Here is a 23,889-nt window from a genome sequence, read left to right as displayed (position 1 = left end):
TCAGACCACCGAATCCAGCGGACGCTCGATGGCGTCGGCGACCAGCTCGCGCACGGCGGGCTCCAGGACCTCGTACAGCGGGGTGATCTGGCCCTTGAGGAACAGCTGCTTCATCAGGGTCCGCTGGATCTTGCCGCTGGTGGTCTTGCGGATCGTGCCGGGACGCACCAGCAGCACGTTGCCCGCCGGGATGTTGAACTCGCGCCCGATGAAGCTCTGCACGGAGGTGGCCAGCGTGCGCAGGTCGGTGCTGACGGAGCTGGTGCGCACCTCCTGCACGACGATCAGGTGCTCGCGGTCCGTCTCCACCGCGAAGACCGCGCCCGCGCCGATGCCCAGCGCCTTGTCGGTGCCCTGCACGGCCCGCTCGACGTCCTGCGGGTAGAGGTTGCGGCCCGCGAAGATGACCAGTTCCTTGAGCCGGCCCGTCACGTACAGCTGGCCGTCCTCCCACACGCCGAGGTCGCCGGTGCGCAGCCAGCCGCCCCCGTCCTGGCCGCCCTTGCCGTCGGCGATGGCCGCGTCGAAGATCTCCTTGTTGGTCAGCGGCCGCTTCCAGTAGCCGGAGGCGATGCTCTCGCCCTTGGCCCAGATCTCGCCGACGGACCCCTCGGGCTGCTCCAGGAACGTCTCCGGGTCGACGATCCGTACGTCGAAGTCCTCCCGGCGCACGATGCCGCTGCTGACCAGGGTGCGGCTGGGCACGTCGTCGCGCGGGTCGGCCAGCCGGCCCGCCTCCAGCGCCTGGGAGTCGACGGCGAGGACCACGGGGCGGGTGCCGCGCGGGGTGCCGGAGACCAGCAGCGTCGTCTCCGCCATGCCGTAGCAGGGGAAGAACGTCTCGGGCTTGAAGCCGACCGGCTCGAAGCGCTTGGTGAAGGCGCGGACGGTCTCGGCCCGGATCGGCTCCGCGCCGTTGCACGCCGCCTGCCAGCTCGACAGGTCGAGGGTGGCCATGTGCTCGTCGGTGACGCGGCGCAGGCACAGGTCGTAGGCGAAGTTGGGGCCGCCGCCGATGGTGACCTTGTAGTCGCTGATCATCTGGAGCCAGCGGTGCGGCCGCTTCAGGAACGACACCGGCGCCATCAGCGCGGCCGAGCCGCCGAGGAACAGCGGCTGAAGGATGTGCCCGATCAGGCCCATGTCGTGGTAGAAGGGCAGCCAGCCGCCGTAGCGGGTCTCGGAGTTGGAGCCCACCGAGTTCTTGATGGCCTGCTCGTTGGCGAGCAGGTTGCGGTGGGAGACCATGACGCCCTTGGGGTCGCTGGTCGAGCCCGAGGTGTACTGGAGGAACGCCAGGTCGTCCGGGGTGAGCGACGGCGCGGTCCACGCGCCCGGGTCGCCGTAGCCCTCGCCGTCGGTGGCCAGGCAGTGCACGTCGGTCATGTTCTCGGCGGTGAGCCAGGCGGATATCTCCGGGGCGTTGGCCGCGTCGGTGAGCACCGAGTGCGCCTCGGCGTCCCGCAGGATGCCGGAGACGCGGGTGAAGTGGTTGCCCTGCTCGGTGGGCAGCGGCGCGGGCACGGCGACGGCGCCCGCGTACAGGCAGCCGGCGAAGGCCTTGATGAACTCCAGGCCCGACGGGTACAGCAGCAGCACCTGCCGTCCCGTCGCCCCCTTCTCCTGGAGCCACGACCCGATCCGCCGGGCGTCCTCGTCGAGCTGGCTGTACGACAGGTGCTGCGGGGCCGAACCCTTGGCGTTGTCCGGCAGGAAGATGAAGGCGTCCTTGGGGCCGAGCGCGTCGGTGCGCGCCAGAACCAGTTCGGTGAAAGTGCGGAAGGCTGTCAACGTCGTTCCCTGACCTCTCCACGATCCGCTGGCGCTCACGCCGGCGAGGAGGACTGTTCGGACACGGCGATGCTCCGACGAGGTGCTAAGGCGACGCTTGTGCGAAACCTCCGGATCCGGGAGGGACGGGTTCCGGACATGCCTGACGCCCGCCCCGGGGGTCGGGCGGGCGTCAGGGCCGGAGAGGTCCGGCTCACACAGTGGATTCGGTCGTCTCGCCGGAGAACGAGACAGTCAGGCTCAGGTGCCCGGGGACCGGCGGTACGTCGGTCAGGTCGTGCCGGAACTCCAGGGCCCCGTCCTCGGACTCGGCGGTGGTGGCGAAACCGAGGGACGGCCAGAAGTCGCGCACCCGGTGGTTCTTGGCGGTGGGCCGGTACCCGGCGTGCACGGCCGCCGCCCCGCTGTCGCGGGCGTGTGCGAGCAGCGACGACACCGTGGCCTGCTCGATGCCGCGGGCGAAGACTCGGCAGCTCAGCAGCATGTTGTCGATCGTCCAGGTGTCACCGTCGCCGTGCGCGAAGACGGCGCCGATCACACCGTTGTCGCCGAACCGGTCGCGGGCCCGCATCGCCAGCACCAACTGGCCCGGCTCCGTCCGCAGCCGCCGTACGTCGGCTTCCTGGAGCCGGCGCGTGGTGAGGTTGAACTGGTTGGTGCGCAGGGTGATCTGGGCGATGCGGGCCACCTCGTGGTCGCGTACCGGGGACACCTCCAGACGGATGTCCAGGGCCCGCAGGTAGTCCTCCATCGAGCCGGCGCTGTCCTGGAGGTCCTGCCGGGCCGCCTCCGAGCGGTACTGGCCCGCGCGCAGCCGGTCCTCCGCCGTCAGCGCCCGCACGTCGAACCAGCCGTCGGCGAGCAGCCGGTCCACGTGCAGCGCGGGCTCCTCGTCGAGCCGCACCACGGCCACCTCGGGCAGGCTGGAGGCGACCAGGCCGCACTCGAAGGGCGAGTCGTCGGCGAAGACGAAGCTGTCCACGCCCAGGTTGAGGCGGGCCGCGATGTCCCGCAGGTTGCCGTCCTTGGGGTCCCAGTTGGCGTTGACCCGGGTGAAGTCCGCCTCGCGCAGCGTCATGTCCGGGTGGTCGCGCAGCACGCCCAGGACCGGCTCGCGGTCGTTCTTGCTGCACACCGCGAGCAGCACGCCCTGCGCGCCGATCTGCTTGACCACGCGCTGGAACTTCCCGAAGGCCTCGCCGCGGTACGTCGTCGCCGCCGCGATGCCGTCCGGGCCGTCGTCGCCGAGGATGCCGTCCCACAGGGTGTTGTCGGCGTCGACCACGAGGACCTTCTTGGCGCGGCCGCGCAGCGTGCGGGCCAGATGCCCGACCTCGCGGGCGTACCGGCCGAGCAGCTCCTCGCCCAGGTGGACCTTGGCGTAGGCGGCGAGCCTGCTGTCGCGCACCGGGCCGCCCTCGGCGACCAGCGGGTCCAGGTCGACCACGTGCAGCCGCGGGTGCCCGGCCGCCAGCCGCAGCAGTCCGCAGTTGAACTCGCGCCAGCGCAGCGACAGTTCGGTGCGCGAGGCGTGGTCGACGAGCTGGTGGGTGTGCGCGGGCAGCAGCGGCAGGGTGTTGAGGACCAGGGTGCCCGGCCCGTGCTCGGTGTAGCGGGCCACCAGGGCGGTGATCTGCCGCAGCCGGGCCTCCAGCGCGGCGGCCAGGTCGGCGACCTGCCAGGGCAGCGGCAGCTCGTCGAAGACGACCTGGGCGTCCAGGACGCACAGCGCGAGCTCGGTGCCGGGCGCGTACAGCGGGCTCGTGGTGTCCTGGAGGTCACGCAGCCAGGAGTCGTACTCCGCGTCGAAGGTCCGCAGCGGGATGCCGTGCCGGGCGAACTGCCCGGTCAGCGCCGGGGTGAGCGCGTCCAGCATGCCGTGCCCGGTGACCGCCACGGTCGCGGGCTGAACGCCCGGGTGCCGTTCCCGCACGGCGTCCGGCGATACGCGGGCCAGGAGCCGTCCGGCCCGGGCCAGCGCCGCCAGGTCGCCGTCGGGGCCGATGAGTTCGGCGAGGAGCCCGGGCACCGACGGGTACTCCTCGGCCAGGCGCCCCTCCTGGTGCAGCGCGCGCAGCCGGTCCAGGGGACCGACCCGCTCCGTCTCCGTGGTCGTCACTGCTGTGGTCACGTTCGTCTTCTCCCGTCCGTGGCGAAGCAGCCACGCGAATACGGCCGTAGGACCTGTCCCTTGTGGTCGGCCACCGTTCACAGCGCGCCTAAAGGGGCGGTTGCACCGGAGCCCGGCGGCCCCCGGAAGGGGGCGCTTCAGCGAGCCGCAAGCGCCCGCGCGCACCCTGCCGTTCCGCGCTCACGGCGCCGTCGCACCAGCGACCCACCCGGAACACCTAGTCGCCGCCGGCTCTCCGGCCCGGCATGCGAGGAGACCTCATGAAGACCGACTCGGCTCCCGAGCGGCGCACCGCTCAGGCGGAGGCGTCCGCAGATGCCGCCACCGCGCCGCCGGACCCCCGGCGCTGGTGGGTGCTCGGAGTCATCTCACTTGCCCAGTTCGTCATCGCCATCGACTCGTCCGTGGTCAACGTGATGGGACCCCGGCTCAAGGAGGCCATCGGCCTGTCGACGACCGGCCTCCAGTGGGTCATGAACATCTACGTCCTGCTCTTCGGAGGGCTGCTGCTGCTCGGCGGCCGGCTGGCCGACGTGGTCGGCCGGCGCCTGGTGTTCATGGCCGGCCTGACGCTGTTCACGCTCGCCTCGCTGGGCGCCGGGCTCGCGGAGTCCGAGGGCCAACTGCTCGCCGCGCGAGCGCTCCAGGGCATCGGCGCCGCGGCCCTCTCGCCCGCCTCGCTGTCCATCCTGGTGACGGTGTTCCCCGACGCCAAGGAACGGGCGAAGGCGTTCGGTGTGTGGGGCGCGGTCATCGGCATCGGCGCCAGCATCGGCACCATCCTGGGCGGTGCCATCGTCAACGCCGACTGGCGCTGGGCGTTCTGGATCAACGTGCCCGTCGGCCTGGCCATCGGGGCCGCCGCCGTCACGCTCATCAAGCTGCCCAAGCCGTCCGGTGAGCGCCCGCCGAAGGACCTGGCCGGCGCGGTCACGGCGACCGGTGGTCTGCTGCTGCTCGTCTACGGCATCGTCACCAGCAGCGACCACGGTTGGAGCGACTGGCGCACCCTGGGCTCCCTCGCCGCGGCCGTGGTCCTGCTCGTGGCGTTCGTGCTGGTGGAGGGGCGCAGCGCCGCGCCGCTCGTGCCGCTGCGCCTGTTCCGCTCGCGTTCCGTGGTCGCGGGCAGCCTCGGTGAGTTCCTGACGGCCGCCCTGATGATGCCGATCTTCTTCCTGCTGCCGCTGTGGATGCAGGGCGTGCTCGACTACAGCCCGCTGCAGACCGGTCTGGCGTACCTGCCCGTCAGCATCGCCCTGATGGTGCTGGCGCCGGCCGCCTCGCAGCTGATCGGGAAGACCGGGCCGCGGAACATGTACCTGGCCGGCACGGTCGCGCTCGCCGCGACCGTCGTCATGCTGATCCGGATGCCGGTGCACAGCGGCTACTGGAGCTTCCTGCTGCCGGTCACCGCGCTGTTCGGCATCGGCCTCGTGTTCTGCCTCATCCCCACCCCCGTGGTGGGTACGTCCGAGGCGACCGACGAGGACGCCGGCACGACGTCCGCGCTGCTCAACGCCTCGACGCAGATCGGCGCCGCGTTCGGTATCGCCGTCTGCGTCACCGTGCTCAACAAGAAGGTCGCCTCGGAGGCGGCGGCCGGCGCGAGCGAGAACGTCGCCCTGGTGCACGGCCTCCAGGCCGCCTTCGTGGTCCTGCTGGTCTTCCTCGCCCTGTCCGTCCTGAACGGCGTCTTCGGCTTCCGCCGCGGGGTGATCGAGACACCGGCGACGGAGGAACCCGCACGGCCCTCCACCACACGGACGACCGCCACCCTCACGGAACCCGCCCCGGTGGCCCGACCGGAACGAGTGGGCTGACGCCCGCGGTTCCCCACGGTGGCCCGCCGTCCGACCTGGTCGGATGGCGGGCCACCGGTTTTCGGGGTGCGGACTGGGCACTGTCGAGTGCCGGCTGCCGCCGGAGTTGCGGGATGCTCGGCGGTGGCCGGGCTTGCGGCGGGTGGGTCGAGGTTCGTGGTTGCCCGCGGTGGCCCGTCGTGCGACCACGGTGGATTGCGTCCAGCGGGGTCGCGGATGCGTTGGGACCGCGCCCGCCGCCGGGACGACGTGGCGGGGCCGGGCAGTGATGCCGGGCTCCGCGTCGACGCCACCGGCCCGGCCGCCGGAGGCCTACGCCCCCACGTCGTCGGGTTCGCCGAGCCGTCGCACGACCGACTCGGCGATCGCGTGGGGCGAGAGCGGGGTGCCGTCGGCCGGAGGGGAGAAACGCAGCAGGGGGAGGTGCGGTGACCGCCGGTCCAGGGCACGGCTCAGCTGGTCCGCCATACCGGTGATGCCGCCGTCCTCCTCGACGGTGACCGACAGGCCGTGTCCGGCGGCGAGTTCGGTGAGGTGCGCGGGCAGCGGGGCGACCCAGCCGGGGTCGACGACCGTCACCGCGACGCCCCGCGCGTCCAGCAGCCGGGCGGCGTCCAGGCACACCCGGGCCGTCGTACCGACGCAGACGACCAGGACGTCGCCGTGCGCGGCCGGCCCGCGGTGCAGGACGTCGACGCCCCGGTCGTGGTCCACGGCCTCGATGTCGGGCCCGGCGGGGCCGTCGGGGACGTACACCACCGTGGGCGCGTCCTCCACACCGAGCGCCGTGTCCAGCAGGGCGCGCAGCCGGGCACCGTCACGCGGGGCCGCGCAGCGCAGGCCGGGGACGAGCCGGGCCAGTTCCGCCACGTCCGTGCCGCCGGTCCGGCCGAGCGCGAAGGTCACACCGCACCGCGGCGCGATCGGTACGAGGGCGCGGACCGGCGAGTCGTCGGGCACGGCAAGTACGGGGTGCAGCCCGCCCGCGGCCAGGCCCCCGGCGCAGGCGGTGGCGTGCGCGGCGGTGTGTCCGGTGCCGAGGACCCGGTCGGGGTAGGCGTCCGCGAAGGGGCCGAGCTCGGGGCCGGGCCGCTCCTCGGCGTGCACGGCGACCACCTCCGGCCGCTCGGCGCCGGCCCGGGCGAGCTCCTCGGCGAACACCGACGCCCAGGTCCGGGGGAGCGGTGCGGCGCGGACCACCTCGTACGGCGGGACGGCCCGCCCGCGCGCGCGGGTCACGCAGTGCACGAGCACGGGCCGCCCGAGGTCCCGGGCCGCACGCAGCGCCGCCTCGACGTCCGCCACACTGCCCCCGTCGACCAGCCCGTCCCCGGCCATCCGCAACCCCGCCGCCCCACCGCGCGCCGCGAGAAGCCCCGGCAGCCCTCGGCCCGGGCTCCGCCCGAACGCGGCGTCGACGGGCCCACTCCCCGCCGCACGCGAGCCCGCCGACGGCCCCTGCGCCGCGAGGAGTTCCCGCAGTCCCCGGCCGACGGTGTGCCACGCTTCGGCGACGGGCCCACCGCCCGCCGGATGCGAACCGGCCGACGGCCCCTGCGGCCCGGCGCCCCCCGGCACCAGCTCGCGCAGCCCCCTGCCCACGGCGTGCCACGCTCCGGTGAGGCCCGCGCCCGTCACCGGTTCCCGGCGCAGGGCCTCACGCGCGGGCACGCCCTCCTCCAGCACCACGACCACGATCCGCAGCTCCGGCGCCTGAGCGAGCGCGCCGAGCGCCTCCCAGCCGGCGCCGCCCGCCAGCGCTTCGCCGTCCACGACCACCACGACATGGCGATCGGCGCACCCGCGCAGGCGGAAGGCCCGGGCGAGCCCGCCGGCGTAGGACAGGACCTGCGCGTGCGAGCGTTCCCGGGGCCGGTCGCCGGTGTCGGTGCCGGTGAACTCCCTTTTCCCGGCGAGCACTTCGTGGGCGAGCGGTACGTCACGCAGGCGGCCCCCGCCCCACACCACCGCATCGCGGTGCGTGTCGAAGACGCGGTGCAGGGCGATGCCCAGCTCCACGGCCCCGGCCGCTGCGCACCGCGTCCGCAGGAACTCCCTCGTCTCGGCGGCCAGCTGGCCCAGCCGTCCGGGCTCCAGCGCGCGGACGTCATGAGGGCCGTGCACGTCGTCGAGCAGCGGTCTGCGCGTTCGGGGCAGCGACGTCAAGGCGCACCTCCTGCTGGGGCCTGGGATCTCGGCAGTGCGCCCGGGCCGTGAGGTCCACACGGTGACACGCGCCCGGCACGGCGAAACAGGTACGGGGGCACGGCCGGACGGTGAGGATGCGAACGGCCGGACCGTGAGGAATTCACGGCCCGGCCGTCCGGGTCACGGTCGTGCGCCCACCGTCAGGCGGCGACCGGAACCAGCGCGTACTGGCGTGTCAGCGCGGCCAGTTCACGCAGGAACGTGTCCTCGTGGGCCCGGACGAAGAAGTGCCCGCCCGGCATCGTGCGTACCTCGCAGCCCCGCCCCGCGTGGCGCCGCCACGAGACCACCTCGGACACCGACACCAGCCGGTCGCGCCGCCCCGCGAACAGGTGCAGCGGCACCCGCAGCGGCTCCGACGTGGTGGACATCGGCCGGCCCGTGCACAGCAACAGGTCGTCACGGGCCACCGGCAGCAGCGCCGAGAGGAAGTCCGGGTGGTTCAGCAGCACCTGGGGAATGCCGCCGAGCGCGGCGAGGCTCTCGATCAGCTCCTCGTCGCTGGCCTCCGGGTGCGCGATCTGCGGTGCGGGCAGATGCGGGGCCCGGTAGGCGCTGAGCACGACCGCCAGCGGCAGCGGGGCGCCGCGCTGCTGGCGCCGCCAGGCCAGCGAGTAGGCGATCAGGGCGCCCATGCTGTGGCCGTAGAAGATGTGCGGGTACTCCAGCTCATCGTCGAGCTGGGCGTCCATGTCGTCGATGAGGGCGTGCAGGTCGGTGAACCGCGGTTCGTCCATCCGGCCCTCGCGCCCGGGGAGCTGTATGGGCAGGACCCGGACCCGCGCGCCGTGGGCGTCCAGGTTGCGCTGCCAGCGCCCGTAGGCCGAGGCGCCGCCGCCCGCGTACGGGAAGCAGAACAGGCGTACGTCCGTGCTCAGGCCCTCGTCGATGCTGCTCCGGGACAGGTATCGGGTCATCTTGCTCCGCCTCGGGTTCCGTCCAGCGTGGGTGTGTCGGCGGGATCCGCGGCGCGGCGTTTCACCGGCGGCCGAACGGACGGGCAGGCCCGGCCGGCGTGGCACGGGCACACGCGGGCGGGGCGGAAACCCGACCGGGAGGACGCCGTCTCCACTGCGAGGCGGACCCCGGCCGACACGTCGAGCAGAGTGCGGCCGGGGGCTAAAGGACAGCCAAACTCCCCTTCCGGCACGGCCCGTTCGCCGACGCGCTCAAACCCCGCTTTAGCGCCTCCGCCCACGATGGAGCGCCCGTATGCCGTCCCTCCACGAGGAGATCCCATGACATCCCCCACTCTCCGGGGCGCCACCCGCAGTTCGACGTCGGGGCCCGTGCGCGTCGCCTGGGCGCTGCTCGGCGCGTTCCTCCTGGTCTGGGTCGTGTTCGAGATGATCAAGCATGCGGGCTGGGTGATCCCGCTGGGCGTGCTGGGCTTCATCGCCCCCGACCTGTCGTTCTTCGTCGGCGCCTCCGGCCCGCACCAGCACGGGCAGCTGCCGCGCGGCACGGTCGGCCCGTACAACCTCGTCCACCGGCCGATCGGCCCCGTCCTGTGGATGACGGTCACGGCCCTGCTCGCCGACGGGCCCGGCGACAACGCCGCGCCGTTCACCTTCGGCCTGGCCTGGCTGCTGCACATCGCGATGGACCGGGCACTGGGATACGGCCTGCGCACGGCCGACGGCTGGCAGCGCTGAGTACGCGGCCCCGCGCGATCCGGACAGTTCGAGGCGCCCCCGCGGGGGCGCCTTTGCCGTGGCGCAAGGTCGCGTTGCGAGCATCCTGCGAGCCCCGACCCCCCATTTCCGGAGGCAGCATCCATGGATACCGAACGGCAGACGGCCCACGACGTCAGCGCCACGGCCGAGCCGTCCCTGAGCTATCCCTTCCCTCGCCCTTCGGCGGTCGAAATACCCCGCGTCTACAGCGAGTTACGTGACAAGTGCCCGGTCGCGCACGTACGGCTGCCGAGCGGCGACGAGGGCTATGTGGTCACCCGCTACGACGACGTGCGCACCGTCCTGGCCGACGCCCGCTTCAGCCGCGCCGCCACCGTGGAGCCGGGCGCCCCCCAGCTGTCCAAGAGCCCGCCGCTGGCCGGCGGCCTGTTCACGATGGACCCGCCCGAGCACACCCGGCTGCGCAAACTGGTCCTGCGCGAGTTCACCAACCGCCGTGTCCAGCAGCTGCGCCCGCGCATCCAGGAGCTCACCGACGGACTGCTCGACTCCATGGAGCGACTGTCGCCGCCCGTCGACCTCAACACCGAACTGGCCTTCCCCCTGCCGGTGATGGTCATCTGCGAGCTGCTCGGCGTGCCCTTCGAGGACCGCGGCCGCTTCCGCGCCTGGTCGGACGCCTTCGTGTCGCTGACCTCCCACACCCCCGAGGAGACCGCCGCCCAGCGCACCTCGATGATCGGGTACCTGAAGGCGCTCATCGACAGCAAGCGCGAGGCGCCCGCCGACGACCTCATCAGCGCGCTCGTCACCGCGCACGACGAGGACGGCAGGCTCACCGAGCACGAGCTGATCACCATGTGCATCACCCTGCTCGTGGCCGGCCACGAGACCACCGTCTCCCAGATCGGCACCTGCGTGCTGACCCTGCTGCGCCACCCCGAGCACCTCGCCGCCCTGCGCGAGCGCCCCGACATGATCGAGCACGCCGTCGAGGAACTTTTGCGGATCAACCCGATCGGCGACGGCGGCCCGCTGCGCATCACCCTGGACGACGTCGAGATCGGCGGCACGGTGATCCCCAAGGGCAGCGCCGTCCTCGCGGCGATCTGCTCGGCCAACCAGGACGCCGGCCGCTTCCCCGAGGGCTCCCCGGCCGACTTCGACCCGGCCCGCCCCTCCGCGAACCAGCACGTCGCCTTCGGGCACGGACCGCACCACTGCCTCGGCGCCGCCCTCGCCCGCGCCGAACTCCAGATCGTCATCGGCACGCTGCTGCGTCGCTTCCCCGGCCTGAAGCTCGCCGAGGAGGTCGAAGCGCTGCGCATGACGACCGGCATGATGGTGCACGGCCTGACCCGCCTGCCCGTCACCTGGTGACGTACGGCCGCTGAGACCAGCGCACGACGAAGGCCCTGCCCGGACCACGGGCAGGGCCTTCCTCATGGCTAGGGGGTGTCCGCAAAGTCCCGCCTGCCTCGCGGGCGGACGACGGGACTTCGCGGACACCCCCTAGGGCGTGTCCGCAAAGTTCCGCCTGCCCCGCGACGCCCGGCACGCCCTCTCGCCGCACCGGGCGAACACCCACGTACAACCAGTACGCGGGCGTCCGCCCGGCACGCCGAGAGCACGCACCGGACGCCGCGAGGCCCGCCCTCCGGGCGGACGACGGGACTTCGCGGACACCCCCTAGGCCACCGTGCCGTCACACGCGCGACGGCGGCCGCTGCTGGCGCACCGCCACGTGCGGGCCGGGCTTCTGGAGCTGGAAGTACGCCCCCGCGAGCACCCGCTGCTTGAGCGACTGGCTGCGGTCCACCACCCGGTACAGGGTGCGGCGGAAGGCGCCGCCCGCACCGTGCAGCGCGAACAGCCGCTCCTGGCGCAGCTGGAGTCCGCGCGACTTGCTCACCGACGTCTCCCGCGCCTGCTGGAACTCCTCGCCCGCCCGCGCCAGTTGCGACGGCGTACCGCCGGCTTCGAAGGCCCGCTGCACCAGCGGCGCCAGCGTCACCGCGTCGATGATGGCGTGGTTGACGCCCTGCCCGAGGATCGGCGTCAGGGTGTGCGCCGCGTCGCCGGTCAGGATGAGACCGGGGCACGACCAGCGCGGCACCAGCGTGGTGAAGATGTCCAGCATGGACGTGTCCGACCAGCCGCGTATCTCCGTGCGCACGGCGTCCGACAGCTCCGGCGCGAGCCGGTCCAGCCGCTCGTAGAGGGCGGGCAGGCCCTTGGCGCGCAGGTCCTTGAGGCCGCCCTTGGGGATGTTGAACCCCACCCGCACGCTGTCGGGGTGGGTGGGGATGAACAGGCCGTGCTGGTCGCCGTGGATGCGGATGCGGTACGTCCGGTCGTCCCACTGCTCGGGGAAGGGAAGCTTCAGCCACACCACGTCCCGCTCCAGCGGGATCTTGGTGTACGGCAGCCCGGACATCTCCCGCACCTTGCTGAAGCGGCCGTCCGCCGCCACCGTCAGCGCGGCCCGTACGGTGATCTCGCCGTCCGGCGTCCGCGCCCGCACTCCCGTCACCGGGCCGTCGCCCTCGCGCACCAGGCCGGTCGCCGTCGCCCGGCGCACCAGCGTGAAGTGCTCCGGGGATTCCTCGCCCAGGTCCGCGAGGGCCGACAGCAGCGCGGGCTGCGGCATCTCCACGGGGTAGGGGTGCGGGTAGGGGAACCGGGTGAAGTCGGCGCGCAGCACGGTGCTGCCCGAGTCGACGATCTCCATGCGGTGCATCTGCTGGTACGCGCCGTCGAGCCGGCCGAGGATCCCCAGCCGGTCGAGGAGCCACACGGAGTCGGGGGAGACCGACTCGCCCCGGAACGACCGGTCGAAGTGGCCACTCTGCTCCAGGACCACGACGGAGACCGAACGCTTGGCGAGCTCCACGGCCAGAGTGAGGCCCGCCGGACCCCCTCCGACCACGCACACCTGCGCGGTCAGCTCATCTGTCATCGTCATCGCTGCCTTTCCGGAGGAGACACGGTCGTCCGATGGTCCCGGCGCGGCCTAAAGCGGCCCTTGCAGAGCGGACGCCGGCCGCGCACCGGTCCGGCCGCAAGCGGCCCTTTAGGGCGGCGCGTCAGGGTGGCAGCGGTGACGGAAAACGCCCGGAGCGATCCGGGCGCACCGGGATACGAGTCTGCCGCCGGCCCCACGTCCCCCGTCGGCCGGCGGCAGACCTCGTCCTCAGGACCCGGCCGTGGCCTCCACCCGCTCCTTCAGGGCGTCGGTCAGCGAGCGGAACCCCACCTCGCTCTGCCGGATGATCGAGCCGGTGACGGGGACGAGCACGCCGGTGAACGTCTCGGCCTGCACGACGTGCGTGCCGCCCTCGCGCGGGGTCAGCTCGAAGCTGTGCAGCCCGTCGAAGACACCCGTGACGCCCAGGCGCCCGCGCCACCGCAGCAGCCGGGGCGCCTCGCTGACGAGCACCGTCGGCTTGAACACCATCTCGCGACCGCTGCCCGGCAGCCGGAACCGCAGGCTGAGCCGCTGCCCCGGCTCCGCCCGGCCCGCCGCCCCCACCAGGAACGGGTTCCACTCGTGGAACCGCTCGAAGTCGGTGAGGACGGCCCACACCTCCTCGGGCCGGGCACTGATCTGGACTTCGGACGCGATACGGCGCACGCTGCTGCGCTCCTTCCACGGCCCCGCGGGGAGCCGCTCACGGGCGGGTCGGCTTGCCACGCTAATGGCTCGACGCACCGCTCCACAGGTGGCTTTGGCGTCACGCAACCGTCCCTTTAGCGCCCTGTACTCGAATCCGGCCACCCACGGCCGGATGCCACCGCCGGCGCCCTCGCGACCGGCCGCTCACCCGCCCGTGAGATGCGCGGGAAGCAGCCACACACCCGGGCGTACCTCCAGGGGCGCGGTCCCCAGCTCCGTTTCGCGGGCCGCGGCTCTCGCCTCGGTGACGGTCCTGGTGAGGCGTACGGCGTACTCCTGCCAGCGCCGGTCGCCCGCGCGGCCGGCAGCCGCCTCGTACTCGGCGAGGCGGCTCAGCGCCTCCGTGGCGCGTCCTTCCCGCAAGGCCACCAGGGCCAGGCCCCGCAGGGCGTTCGCGGCACCCCGCTCGTCGCCCGCGGCGCGGCCGGCCGTCAGCGCCCGTACGTATCCGCGCTCGGCGCGCGCGACCCGGCCCTGGCCGAGCATGACGTCCGCCTCGCCCGACACGCAGCGAGCGGCCGAGGCGCGGTCCCCCTCACGGGTGAACACGTGCCAGGCCAGCCGGTAACGGTCGACGGCCGCCGTCGGCTGCCGCCGCTGCCACGCCAGGTCGCCCAGCGAGCACAGCACCACGGCCTCCGCGCGCGTGTCGGCGGCCTGCCGTGCCGCGTCCAGGGCGAGTTGGTGACTGGACTCCCAGTCGTCCCACAGCGCGCCCGCCTCGTAGTACCCCGCCGCCGCCGAGGCCAGGGCGCAGCACAGTCCCCACTGCCCCGTCGCGTGCGCCTGCCGCACCGCCTCCAGCAGCCCGGCCGACTCCTCCTGGAACCACTGGAGGGGCGCCGCCCCCACCAGTTCCTCCGGGTGGATCCCGGCCGGTGGCGCCACCGGCTCCACCAGCCGGTCACGGCCGGGCGCGAGCCGTGCGTCTGCGTGCCGGGCGAGTGCCAGGAACGCCCGGCACAGCCGGCCGGTCGCCGCCGCCGAGCCCTGCCCGAGCAACTCCAGCGACAGGGCCCGCAGCAGCGGATGGAACCCGTAGCGCACCGGCGTCAGACGCCCCGTCCGGGGCCTGGCCTCCAGCAACTGGGCGCGCACCAGCTCCTCGGCGTACCGTTCGGCCTCGGCCGGCTCGCAGTCGAGCAGCGCGGCCGCGCTCCACAGCGCGAAGTCCGGCAGCGGAGCGAGCCCGAGCAGCCGGAACGCCTGACGCTCGGGCACGCCCACGTCCCGATAGGCCGTCAGCAGACTGCCCCGTACGTCGAGATCGCCGAGCGCGAGCGCGCCCAGCCGGGTCCGCTCGTCGGCCAGGCGCCGCGCCAGGTCGGCGGCCGTCCAGTGCGGCCGCGCCACCAGCCCGGCGGCCGCGACCCGCAGCGCCAGCGGCAGGTTGCCGCACAGCCGTGCCGTCTCCGCGACGGCGGCCGGGTCCTCGCGCATCGCGGGACCGCCGCAGCGCAGCAGCAGATCCCGGGCCTCGTCCGCGTCGAACACGTCCAGGACGAGATGCTGCACCCCTTCGAGCGCGCCCAGCGCATGACGGCTGGTCAGTACGACGGTGCTGTCGGGCAGCGCCGCGAGCAGCGGCCGCACCTGGGCCTCGGACACCGCGTCGTCCAGGACGACGAGCATCTTGCGGCCCCTGGTCCGCTCGTGCAGCAGCTCGCCGGGCTCGGCCGGTTCCGCCGGCGGCCCGTCCGCACCGGGTTCCGGCTCCCCGCGCAGCCGCCGCAGCAGCGTCGCCACGGCGGCCTCGGCGGTCAGGGCCCGGCCGCCCGCGTCGCGCAGCAGCAGCAGGACGCGTCCGTCGGGGAAGCGGTCCGCCGTCTCGTGCGCCAGCCGCGCGGCCAGCGTGGTCTTGCCGGACCCGGCCGGACCGGACACGGCCAGCACGCGGCCCGGAACGGGCCCCTCCCCGTGCAGGAAGCGCCTTCCCAGCGCGAGCTGGGCCGCCCGGCCGGTGAAGTCACCCACCGGCGCCGGCAGCCACACCACCGGCTCGTCGCGCACCGGCCGCGCCGCCGGCCGCCCGCTCCCGGTGCCGCCGCGCCAGGACAGCGCCGGGTCGCAGGCGAGGATCCGCTCCAGGAGCCGGCTCATCACCGGCCCGGGCTCGACCCCCAGCTCGGAGACGAGCGCGCGGCGCGCCTGGTGGTACACCTGCAACGCGTCCGACTGCCGCCCCGACCGGTACAGCGCCACCATCAGGTGACAGTGCACGGTCTCCCGCAGCGGGTGGTCGTGGGCGAGAGCCATCAGTTCGCCCACCAGCTCCTGGTGGCGCCCCAGGCGCAGATCGGCCGCGATGCGCTGCTCGAGCACCTCGGCGCGCAGCTCGTCGAGCCGTATCGCCGACGTCTCCAGGGTCGGACCGTGCGGGATGCCGGACAGCGCCGGCCCGGTCCACAGCGCCAGCGCCCGCTCCAGGGTCCGGGACGCCTCGTCGTACTCCTGGCGCCCGTAGGCCGCCCGCCCCTGCTCGCGCAGCGCCTCGAACACCAGCAGGTCGAGGTCGTCCGGGGCGACCCGGAGCAGATAGCCGGGCGGCCTGGTGATCAGGGGCTGCTGCCCGTCCGCGGTGCCGTCGAGGAGCGCCTTGCGCAGCTGGGAGACGTAGACCTGAAGGGTGGTGGTGGCCGTGCGCGGCGGCTCGGTGTTCCACAGCTCGTCGATCAGCGTGTGCGTGGACACCACGTTGTTGCTCTGCACCAGCAGCGTGGCGAGTACCGCCCGGGGCTTGGCCGCGGACGGCGCGGCGGGCACCATGCGGACCGGCCCGAGGACGCGGAAGCGCATGGCCGGCCTAACAGTCCTGCAGCACGGTCACGGACACCCGGGCCACTTCGCGGTCACCCTGCCGGAACGTCAGCCCCAGCCGCGCCGACGGCCGCCCCGCCGCGTCCCGGTCCGCCGCCGGCCGCGTGCCGTCGGCACCGCTCACCGCGCCCACGGCGCAGTACAGCGGCAGACCCGGCTCGGCGAAGCCGCGGAAAGCGGCCTGCCACCGGGTGAGCAGGGCGTGCGACGGCACGAAGCCGTGCAGCTCGGCGGCGGCCAGCAGCGCCGCCTGCCGCGACGCCTCCAGGAACATCGCCGGGGGCACCTCGCCGGAGCCGTCCGCCAGCACCGCCTGCGCCGCCTCCCCGTCGACGGGGAACAGCAGCTCCTCGTCACCGTCCTCGCCCTCGGCCGACAGCGCGACGAGCACATGGCGAGGGTCACGGTGCCCGACCTGTTCCGGCGCGGGAACACCGGCCGGCTCGACAAGCCACCCGGCGGCGATGCTCTGCTCGCTCTGCCGCCGCCCCGCCTCCCGGTGCCCCCGGTACACCCCGGGGCTCAGGAACACGAGCCGGGTGTCGGCTGCGCCGCAGCGCCGCCCGTCGATCGACACGGCCGCCTCGCACTCCAGGCCACGAGGCACGCCGGTGACGACGTCGACCGGGGTGAGGGCGAGGTCCAGGGTGAGCCGCGAGCCCTCGCCGATGCGCCGCCACGGCGTCACGTCGGTGATCTCCACACCGGTGGCGGAGACGGCGGTGATCCGCTTCTCGGGCACCCGGAAGTACTGCCGCGCCGCGAACAGCGCGGCCTGGCGCAGCGCCTCGACGGGGAACAGCAGGTCGTGGAAGGGCGTCGTGGTGTCGCTGAACAGCGGGTGCCGGTCCGGCAGCTCGGTCGCGAAGCTGAAGCTCTGCCGCACGGGCGTACCCGCGTCGAGCAGGAAGGCCTCGGGGCTGTCCGGTTTGTGCACCAAGTGCTGCGGGCCGAGGAAGAGGCGGGAGAGCGCGAGAACGGTGTCCATGCGATTCCTCCGCGACGTGTCCGGGGTCCCCTGGTGCGTTCGAGTCTCCGGCACCGTCCGTCCGCGGTGAATCCTCGCCGTCATGGCTTGGATATGACGATTTCATACGCGCGCACGGTCACGGGCACGCGAAGAGGCCCCCCGCTGGGCGGAGGGCCTCTCACCGTCTGTGCGCCGCCAGGGACTCGAACCCCGGACCCGCTGATTAAGAGTCAGCTGCTCTAACCAACTGAGCTAGCGGCGCCTACTGACGTCGTAGACGTTAGCACCCTGATCGGAGGGAGGAAAAATCGATATCCGCACAGCGTCCCGAGCCGCCCGCACAGCCGCCCACAGCACCACCTCCGGTCCGGGCAGCCAGGGCTGCCGGCAGTCCGGCGCGACCAGCCACCGGGCCCCGGCCCGGCCGGACGCCCCGGAGGAAACAGCCGGCCTGGAGGGGGAATCCACCCCCGCAGGGGACACGGCCGCGGCCGGGACGGTGACGGCGTCGCCCGTGCCGTGGCACAGCAGCGGGGGAACCGGCCTCGCACGGCCGCCCGCGCCCCACTCCTCCCACTCCAGCAGCGCGGGCAGCCGCTGGGCCGTGCCGGGCGCGGCGAACAGCAGCATTCGGCCCCTGAACTCCGCGACCGGCCCCGAGCCGGGCCCGTCGTCCCACAGCCGGTCGAGCATCCGCCGCCCGAACATCGCGGGCGCGCTGACGACGTCGAAGACCGAACCGCAGGGCAGCACGACCGGTGCGCCCGGCCGCTCGTCCCAGAGGGCGAGCGTGCTCCGCGGATACGTTCCTGCCGAGGCGAGCCAGGCGGCCCCGTCCGGGGTGACATAGGAGGCGTTCCATGCGCTGCTCATGGCGTCAATGTCTACCGGCCGTGAACGCGCGGTTCCCGAGGGTTGCGGGAAATCGGGACAGGAGGGGGTGGGAGGCAGTATCTTGCCCGCCTGGCATATGCCACGGAGATCGGCGAGGCGGCGGAGCCCCCGGGTCTCAGACCGGGTCGACGGGCCCCCGGCCCTCGCCGCCGCCCCGCAGCAGGTCCCGTCCGAACTCGACCATCTTCTTGGCGTAGTCCTCGGTCCACTCGGCCCGCTCGGCGATGTCCGCGGTCGTCAGCCGGTCGAACCGCCGCGGATCGGCCAGCTGCGCCGCCGCGATCGCCTGGAACTCCACCGCCCGGTCCGCCGCGGCCCGGAACGCCAGCGTCAGCTCCGTCGCGCGGGACAGCAGGGCGCGGGGATCGTCGATCGACTCGAGGTCGAAGAAGTGCTCAGGGTCCGAGGCCGCCTCCGCGGGCTCGAAGAGCAGGGGCGCGGGGCGTAGCCGCGGTTCGTTCCGACGCGGCGTGGGCTCCGCCATGTCATCTCCTTCTCGTACGTCGCGCTGACCCTCCCCCGTGTGCGGGGGCACCCCCAGGTGGAGTGGGCCACCGTCCATTGTCTCGCGGGCGCGCAAGTGGGCATCGCGGTAGTGGGTACGGCCGCGACACCCCCGGCGTTCGTCACGGCCGCCAGGACACGTGATGTCCGGCCGGCTGCGCCGGCACCGCGACCCGTCCGGGCTGTGTTCATCGGCCGCCTCCGGCGGCGTGCCGGTCTCCGGTCGGCGGAGGGGTGGGTCGGGGGCAGGTGTGGCCGCTGGGGCGGTTCATGGCCGCCATGCCACCCGGTGCTCCGCGAGATGCGCCAGCACCGCGTGATTCGCCTCCCACCCGTCCGGGCTGTGTTCATCGGCCGCCTCCGGCGGCGTGCCGGTCTCCGGTCGGCGGAGGGGTGGGTGGGGGGCAGGTGTGGCCGCTGGGGCGGTTCATGGCCGCCATGCCACCCGGTGCTCCGCGAGATGCGCCAGCACCGCGTGGTTCGCCTCCCACCCGTCCGGGAACTTCACCACCGTCCCCAGCTGCACCGGCTCCGTCGACGGATAGTCGTCCAGCAGGTCGCCGACCCCCGCCCGGCAGACCACGATGCACGCGTGCCGGTGGCGGGAGGCCAGGACGCACAGGCGGCCCGTCTCCAGGTGGAAGGCCGTGGCGTCGGGGCGGCCGGAGAGGGGGTGCAGCACCACCGTGACGTCGTACTCGCGGCCCTGGAGCCGGTTGGCCGTGTCCACGACCACGTCGGTGACGCCGAGGTCGGCCAGGGCGGCACGTACCGCGGCCGCCTGGTCCCGGTGTGCCGTGCCGACGGCGATCCGGTCGGCGGTCAGGGGAGAGGGGTCGGGTGAGCGTTCCGACGTCGCCGCGCCTCCCCTGTCCAGCAGCCGCCGTACGACCGTCGCCACGGCCCGCACCGCCTCCGGATCCGTGCGCGGCGTGTGCCGCGCGGGGAGCTCCAGCAGGCCCCAGCCCGACTCGGCCGCCTCGTCGATCACCCGGTCGGGGCCCGAGCCGTCCGACGGCACGGTCAAGGACAGCCGCCGGTCGCCGTGCCCCGTGCCGCTGCGGAAGGGCGTGTACGGGTAGAAGGCGTCCGATACCAGGGGCGCCGCCGAGGCCGGGAGCCGCCAGGACACCGGCAGGCGGTGCTGCGGCAGGTCCGGGTTGTGCGCGAGCAGCGTCGTCACCGCCGAGGCCGACGGGTCGTACGTGAGGCCCGCCCACTGCTCGCTGCCCACGATCGCGAACGGGTCCAGCTGCCCCGGGTCGCCCACGAACAGCGCCCGCTCGAACAGCCCGGCCACCGCGAGCAGCGCGTCCGAGCGCATCTGGTACGCCTCGTCGACGATCGCGTGCCGCCACGGCTCGTCGGCCTTCACATGCGCCCACTTCGCCGCCGTCGAGATCACCACGGCCAGCCCGGCGAGGTCGGCCGCCTTCGCCGACTTGCGGACGTTCTCCAGGCCGTCGAGCGCCTTGTCGTACGGGTCGGCGTCGCTGCTGTGCAGCCGCCCCACCGGCAGCTCGGGGTTCTTCTCGGCGAGCCGCAGGACCAGGTCGTCGACCTGCGCGTTGGTCTGCGCCACCACCATCAGCGGACGGCCGGCCTCCGCCAGCTCCAGTGCCGCGCGGACGACGAGCGTGGACTTGCCCGCGCCGGGCGGGGAGTCGACGACGACACCGCGCGCGGTGCCGTGCAGCGTGTCGTGGAGGATCGCGTCCGTGGCCTGCGTCGCGGCGGCGGAGGGATCGAGGAGCGTCGTCACAGCACGTCCTCCGCGGTCACCGGGTCGGCGGCCTCCAGGGTCGCCTCACCGGGCGGCCCGCCGTGCGTCCAGGGCGTCTCCTCCGGGTCGGGCAGCTTCGCGCCGCCCCGCTGCTCGTGCTCGAAGAGCGTGAAGCAGACCCGGTCGCCCTTCTCCGGCACCGACCCCGCCTCGGGCTCCTTGCCGCGGCCCATCTTGTCCAGGACCCGCAGCACGACGTACGCCCCGTCCTCCTCGGCCCCGACGAACTCCGCCGACTGCGGCTTCCCGCCCAGCGACCGGTACACCTTCGTCCGCTCCCCGAGATGCGGCCGGTCGTCCGTGCGGACCGTGACCATGGGGCGCGGGCTGGGCCGCTTGCCCTCGCTGTACGCCATCACGACGTCGGTGACCTCACCCGCGAACGCCTCACCGGACAGCCGCCGCCCCGCCATGACCAGCGGGTCGTCGAGGGCCTCCTGCGCCTCCAGCCGGGCCTGCTCGCGCTCGCGTGTGGCGAGCTTGTTCGCCGCGGTGACGGCGTCGTCGCGGCGCGGCTGCGGGGGTTCGCCGGCCAGGACCCGGTCGCGGTGGCCGGTGAAGGACCAGCGGTCGCGGGTCCACCGCTCCTCGACATGCGCCCCCTCGGGCAGCTCCCGCAGCAGGTCCAGGCCCTGCCAGACCTTCTCCCAGGTGGGAAGGGTGCGGCTGAGCACCAGGTCCCGGATCTCCCGCTCGGCGGCGGTCAGCGCGCCGAGCCGGTCGTCGGCCTCCAGGCCGTCCTCGGCGGCGGCCAGGGCCGTGCGGGCCCGGTCGTAGCGCTCGATGGCCGGGGCGAGCAGCTTGTTGTCGAACGCCGGGTCGGTGGCGGGACCGGCCGGGGGACAGGTCAGCTGGCCCTGCGCGTCCCGCTCCAGCTCGGCCCGCAGTGCCGCCTCGGCACCGGTCAGGCCCTCCGGCGGGTCGATCCAGGCGAGCAGGGCCCCCAGGTGCTGGTCCTCCAGCGTGGACTGCCCGGTCGCCCAGTGCCGGCCCAGTACGTCGGTCATGGCCAGCAGCAGGGAGGAGCCGGGCACCCGGGCCCGCTCCCCGAAGTGCGTCAGCCACCGCCCGAGCAACGGCACCCGGGGCGGCGCCGGATAAGCGGCCTCCGGGTCCTGTTCCGCCGTACGCCGGAAACGCATCGAGCGCCCGAGCAGCCGCACCAGGTCGATGCCCCCGCGGCTCGGCACGATCAGCTGCGGCGCGTCCGCGCACAGGTCGACCTCGACCTTGACCCGCTTGCCGGTCTCCGGGTCGGTCTCGGTGCGCTCGGCGGCCTCCACGGCCTCGGCGTACGCGTCGACGTACGGCAGCACCACGTCGGCCAGGTCCGCCAGGAACGCGAACCTGAGGTCGCGGTCGCGGGGCTGCGGAACGGCCAGCAGCCGCGGCGCGTCCCGGTCGGTGCCGACCAGCGCGCCGAGCGGTGCCCCGGCCTCACCGGCGGTGGTCAGCGGCACGAACACCAGCGGACGGTCGGACAGGTGCCGGTGCCGGACGGTCGCGGCGGGCTGGGCGCGGCCCGTGCTGACCGCTTCGAGCCGGGCCAGGGTGGAGATCAGCGACATGCCGCCTCCAGTGCCTCGGCACGCAGGGCCGCGGCCCGCCTGAGGGCCGCCACCGTCGGATCGTCGGGGTCGCCCGCCTCGCCGCGGGCCGCCGCGAGGACGTCCTCCACGGTCGTCAGCCCGCCCAGCTCCGCCCGCACCGGCCGCCCGAGCGAGGTCACCGCGCCCGTCTCGCGGGACCGGGTCCGGCAGTGGAAGGCCAGCTCGCACGCGGACAGGCACTCCGGCGCGTACGTCGCCGGGACCGACTCCACGGCGGCCGTCAGCTCCTCGGCGGGCAGCTCCGGGGAGAAGCATGTGCCCTCGGGGAGCGTCTCGGCGATGTCCTCGATGCGGGTCAACCGGGTCAGCTGGCGGGCCGTCACCGCACGCTGCTTGCGGATGTCGACGGCGGAAGCGGCCGGCAGGTTGGAGAAGTCCCTGGGGCAGACGAGCAGGATCCGGTGCCGCACGCGCGGGGCCGGAGCCTTCTCCGGCTCCGCGCCGAGCCGGGCCGCGACCTCCTCCAGCGCCAGCACGTACACCGCCGCCTGCCGGGCCGCCGCCCCGACCTTCGCCGGGTCCGCCGAACCGTCCAGCAGCGGGAACGACTTGATCTCGACCACGGTCCAGCTGCCGTCCGGATGCACCACGACAGCGTCCGGTTCGAGGAACGCGGGGGAGCCGGCGACGTCGAGCGCGAGCATCGGGTGGTCGAGCAGCGTCCACGCGCCCGGGTGCGCGGTGGCCTCCCGCAGCTCCAGCGCCGTACGGGCCGTGCGCCCCTGGGGGCCGGTCGCCGTCAGGTCGGGCACGCGCGCCTCGGCGGGCGGCTCGGCGGCCCGGTCCAGCTTCTCGTGCACCAGCCGCAGCAGCTCCGCGCCGCCGTCGGCCTTGACCTTCGCCTCGAACGCGTTGCCCCGCGTGAGCGCGAACTGCGACTGGCCGAAGGCCGACGGCGCGCCCAGCGCGCTCGCCAGCGCAGCCTTGTTCACCCCGGCGCCGTCGAGGATCGCGCGCCGCGCGCAACCGGGGTTGGCGGCCAGTGCCGCCAACGCGCGCGCGTCCAGGGCCTTCGCCGGTACGTCGGGACCGCGCAGCTCAGCGAGCCGGTGCCGGAGCGCCGTCCCCCGCGTCCTTGGGGGAGGCACTCGGCTCGGCTCCCGCTCCGAACCGCGACTCGCGCTGCCGTGGAATTCGCTCACCCGCGGAAGTCTGGCATCCGGCACTGACAATCGAGGAACCCGCGGCGGGAGATGCGGCCGTGACCGGTGCGACTCGCGGCACGAAACGCGCCCCGACCCGGTCCGCCGTGCGCATCACGACCGGCGCCAGCAGCAGCCCGGCGCCCATGACGGCCGCACCCGCGAGCGCGTCGAGGAAGTAGTGGTTGGCGGTCCCCATGACCACGATCGTCGTGATCAGCGGGTAGGCGACTCCCGCGATCTTCGCCGTGCGCGTACCGCCGTAGCGCCACAGCATCACTCCGCACCACAGGGCCCAGCCCACGTGCAGACTCGGCATCGCCGCGTACTGGTTGGTCATTCCGCCCATGCCGCGCGGGGCGCTCGCCGCGCCGCCCCACCAGCCGTACGAGCTGTACTGGGCCATCGTGTCCACGAATCCGTGGCTCGCGTCGAGGAGCCGGGGCGGGCAGGTCGGCATCAGTGTGAAACCGACCAGGCCTATGAGGGTGGACGTCATCAGCCACGTGCGCGCGGCGCGGTAGCGCACCGTCCGGGAGCGGAAGAGCCACACGAGGACCGCCGGCGTGACCAGGTAGTGCAGCGACGCGTACCAGAAGTCCGCCGGTATGCCTATCCAGGCCTCGTGGGTGAAGAGGCGGTTGAGCGGGTGCTCGAAGTTGAGATGCAGAGCCTTCTCGGCGCGCAGGAGCGCCAGGCCGTTGTCGACCGCGCCGGAGACGTCGCCCCGGGCGAGGAGCCGGCCCGCCGTGTAACACGCGTACACCAGCAGGATCAGCGGCAGTTCCGTCCACCAGCGCAGCCGGCGTGCAGGGGCCGCCTCGGTGCCCGGTGTCTCGGTGTGCGGCATCCGATCGCCCTCCCCCTTCGTCGTCACGCGGCGCCCGGCCGGTGGGTCGTGCCACT

Annotated in this window: 17 protein-coding genes and 1 tRNA gene; 3 read left to right on the top strand and 15 right to left on the bottom strand. The window is 73.9% G+C overall.

What is annotated here, in order from left to right; genetic code table 11:
* Nucleotides 1–1,791 carry a fatty acyl-AMP ligase gene (locus QC385_RS39975; protein ID WP_279546320.1) on the bottom strand — a complete coding sequence of 597 codons (1,791 nt, stop codon included), beginning with the start codon at nt 1,789–1,791 and terminating at the stop codon, nt 1–3.
* Between the two features lie 193 nt (nt 1,792–1,984).
* Nucleotides 1,985–3,922 carry an HAD-IIIC family phosphatase gene (locus tag QC385_RS39970; protein WP_279546319.1) on the bottom strand — a complete coding sequence of 646 codons (1,938 nt, stop codon included), beginning with the start codon at nt 3,920–3,922 and terminating at the stop codon, nt 1,985–1,987.
* A 260-nt stretch (nt 3,923–4,182) separates the two neighbouring features.
* Here QC385_RS39970 and QC385_RS39965 point away from each other — a divergent pair, with 260 nt between their 5' ends.
* Nucleotides 4,183–5,742, top strand: a complete 1,560-nt coding sequence (locus QC385_RS39965; protein ID WP_279546318.1) for an MFS transporter — start codon at nt 4,183–4,185, stop codon at nt 5,740–5,742.
* 312 nt (nt 5,743–6,054) lie between these two features.
* Here QC385_RS39965 and QC385_RS39960 read toward each other — a convergent pair whose 3' ends face one another.
* Together QC385_RS39960 and QC385_RS39955 are read right to left on the bottom strand one after the other, a co-directional pair.
* Nucleotides 6,055–7,908: a 1-deoxy-D-xylulose-5-phosphate synthase N-terminal domain-containing protein gene (locus QC385_RS39960; RefSeq protein WP_279546317.1), complete on the bottom strand. Its 1,854-nt coding sequence runs from the start codon at nt 7,906–7,908 to the stop codon at nt 6,055–6,057.
* A 182-nt stretch (nt 7,909–8,090) separates the two neighbouring features.
* A complete protein-coding gene (locus QC385_RS39955) occupies nt 8,091–8,867 on the bottom strand; it encodes a thioesterase II family protein (protein ID WP_279546316.1) in 777 nt (258 codons plus the stop codon).
* Nucleotides 8,868–9,188: 321 nt separating this feature from the next.
* Between QC385_RS39955 and QC385_RS39950 the strand changes: the two genes are divergently transcribed.
* Nucleotides 9,189–9,605, top strand: coding sequence for a DUF4260 family protein (locus QC385_RS39950; RefSeq protein WP_279546315.1), 417 nt, complete (start codon nt 9,189–9,191; stop codon nt 9,603–9,605).
* Nucleotides 9,606–9,728: 123 nt separating this feature from the next.
* Nucleotides 9,729–10,967 carry a cytochrome P450 gene (locus QC385_RS39945; protein WP_279546314.1) on the top strand — a complete coding sequence of 413 codons (1,239 nt, stop codon included), beginning with the start codon at nt 9,729–9,731 and terminating at the stop codon, nt 10,965–10,967.
* Between the two features lie 325 nt (nt 10,968–11,292).
* Here QC385_RS39945 and QC385_RS39940 read toward each other — a convergent pair whose 3' ends face one another.
* The 11 genes from QC385_RS39940 to QC385_RS39890 form a co-directional block, all read right to left on the bottom strand.
* Nucleotides 11,293–12,552: an FAD-dependent oxidoreductase gene (locus tag QC385_RS39940; protein WP_336621348.1), complete on the bottom strand. Its 1,260-nt coding sequence runs from the start codon at nt 12,550–12,552 to the stop codon at nt 11,293–11,295.
* Between the two features lie 228 nt (nt 12,553–12,780).
* On the bottom strand, nt 12,781–13,221 hold the full coding sequence (locus tag QC385_RS39935) for an SRPBCC domain-containing protein (RefSeq protein ID WP_279546313.1): 441 nt from the start codon (nt 13,219–13,221) through the stop codon (nt 12,781–12,783).
* 186 nt (nt 13,222–13,407) lie between these two features.
* Entirely contained in the window at nt 13,408–16,059 is a 2,652-nt protein-coding gene (locus QC385_RS39930) for an AfsR/SARP family transcriptional regulator (RefSeq protein ID WP_279546312.1), read from the bottom strand.
* 7 nt (nt 16,060–16,066) lie between these two features.
* Nucleotides 16,067–17,068 (bottom strand): AfsA-related hotdog domain-containing protein, encoded by a 1,002-nt coding sequence (locus QC385_RS39925; protein WP_279546311.1) that lies wholly within the window; start codon nt 17,066–17,068, stop codon nt 16,067–16,069.
* Between the two features lie 170 nt (nt 17,069–17,238).
* Nucleotides 17,239–17,312 (bottom strand) — tRNA-Lys (locus tag QC385_RS39920).
* Nucleotides 17,303–17,923: a bifunctional DNA primase/polymerase gene (locus QC385_RS39915; protein WP_279546310.1), complete on the bottom strand. Its 621-nt coding sequence runs from the start codon at nt 17,921–17,923 to the stop codon at nt 17,303–17,305. Before QC385_RS39915 ends, QC385_RS39920 begins: the two co-directional genes overlap by 10 nt.
* 136 nt (nt 17,924–18,059) lie before the next feature.
* Complete coding sequence (locus QC385_RS39910) at nt 18,060–18,428, bottom strand: hypothetical protein (RefSeq protein WP_279546309.1); 369 nt, start codon at nt 18,426–18,428, stop codon at nt 18,060–18,062.
* 447 nt (nt 18,429–18,875) lie between these two features.
* A complete protein-coding gene (locus QC385_RS39905; protein ID WP_279546308.1) occupies nt 18,876–20,210 on the bottom strand; it encodes an AAA domain-containing protein in 1,335 nt (444 codons plus the stop codon).
* The gene (locus QC385_RS39900) at nt 20,207–21,799 is read right to left on the bottom strand and encodes a hypothetical protein (protein WP_279546307.1); all 1,593 of its coding nucleotides are present in this window, start codon (nt 21,797–21,799) and stop codon (nt 20,207–20,209) included. The genes QC385_RS39905 and QC385_RS39900 overlap by 4 nt, the downstream gene beginning before the upstream one ends.
* Nucleotides 21,790–22,929 (bottom strand): hypothetical protein, encoded by a 1,140-nt coding sequence (locus QC385_RS39895; protein ID WP_279546306.1) that lies wholly within the window; start codon nt 22,927–22,929, stop codon nt 21,790–21,792. Before QC385_RS39895 ends, QC385_RS39900 begins: the two co-directional genes overlap by 10 nt.
* Nucleotides 22,880–23,833 carry a phosphatase PAP2 family protein gene (locus tag QC385_RS39890; RefSeq protein ID WP_279546305.1) on the bottom strand — a complete coding sequence of 318 codons (954 nt, stop codon included), beginning with the start codon at nt 23,831–23,833 and terminating at the stop codon, nt 22,880–22,882. The genes QC385_RS39895 and QC385_RS39890 overlap by 50 nt, the downstream gene beginning before the upstream one ends.
* Between the last annotated feature and the right edge of the window lie 56 nt (nt 23,834–23,889).

This window comes from Streptomyces sp. DH10 (assembly GCF_029813805.1).
GTDB classification, from domain to species: Bacteria; Actinomycetota; Actinomycetes; order Streptomycetales; family Streptomycetaceae; genus Streptomyces; species Streptomyces coeruleofuscus.
Note: the sequence above shows the minus strand (reverse complement) of the source record. Positions and strands in the feature narration are given on the sequence as shown.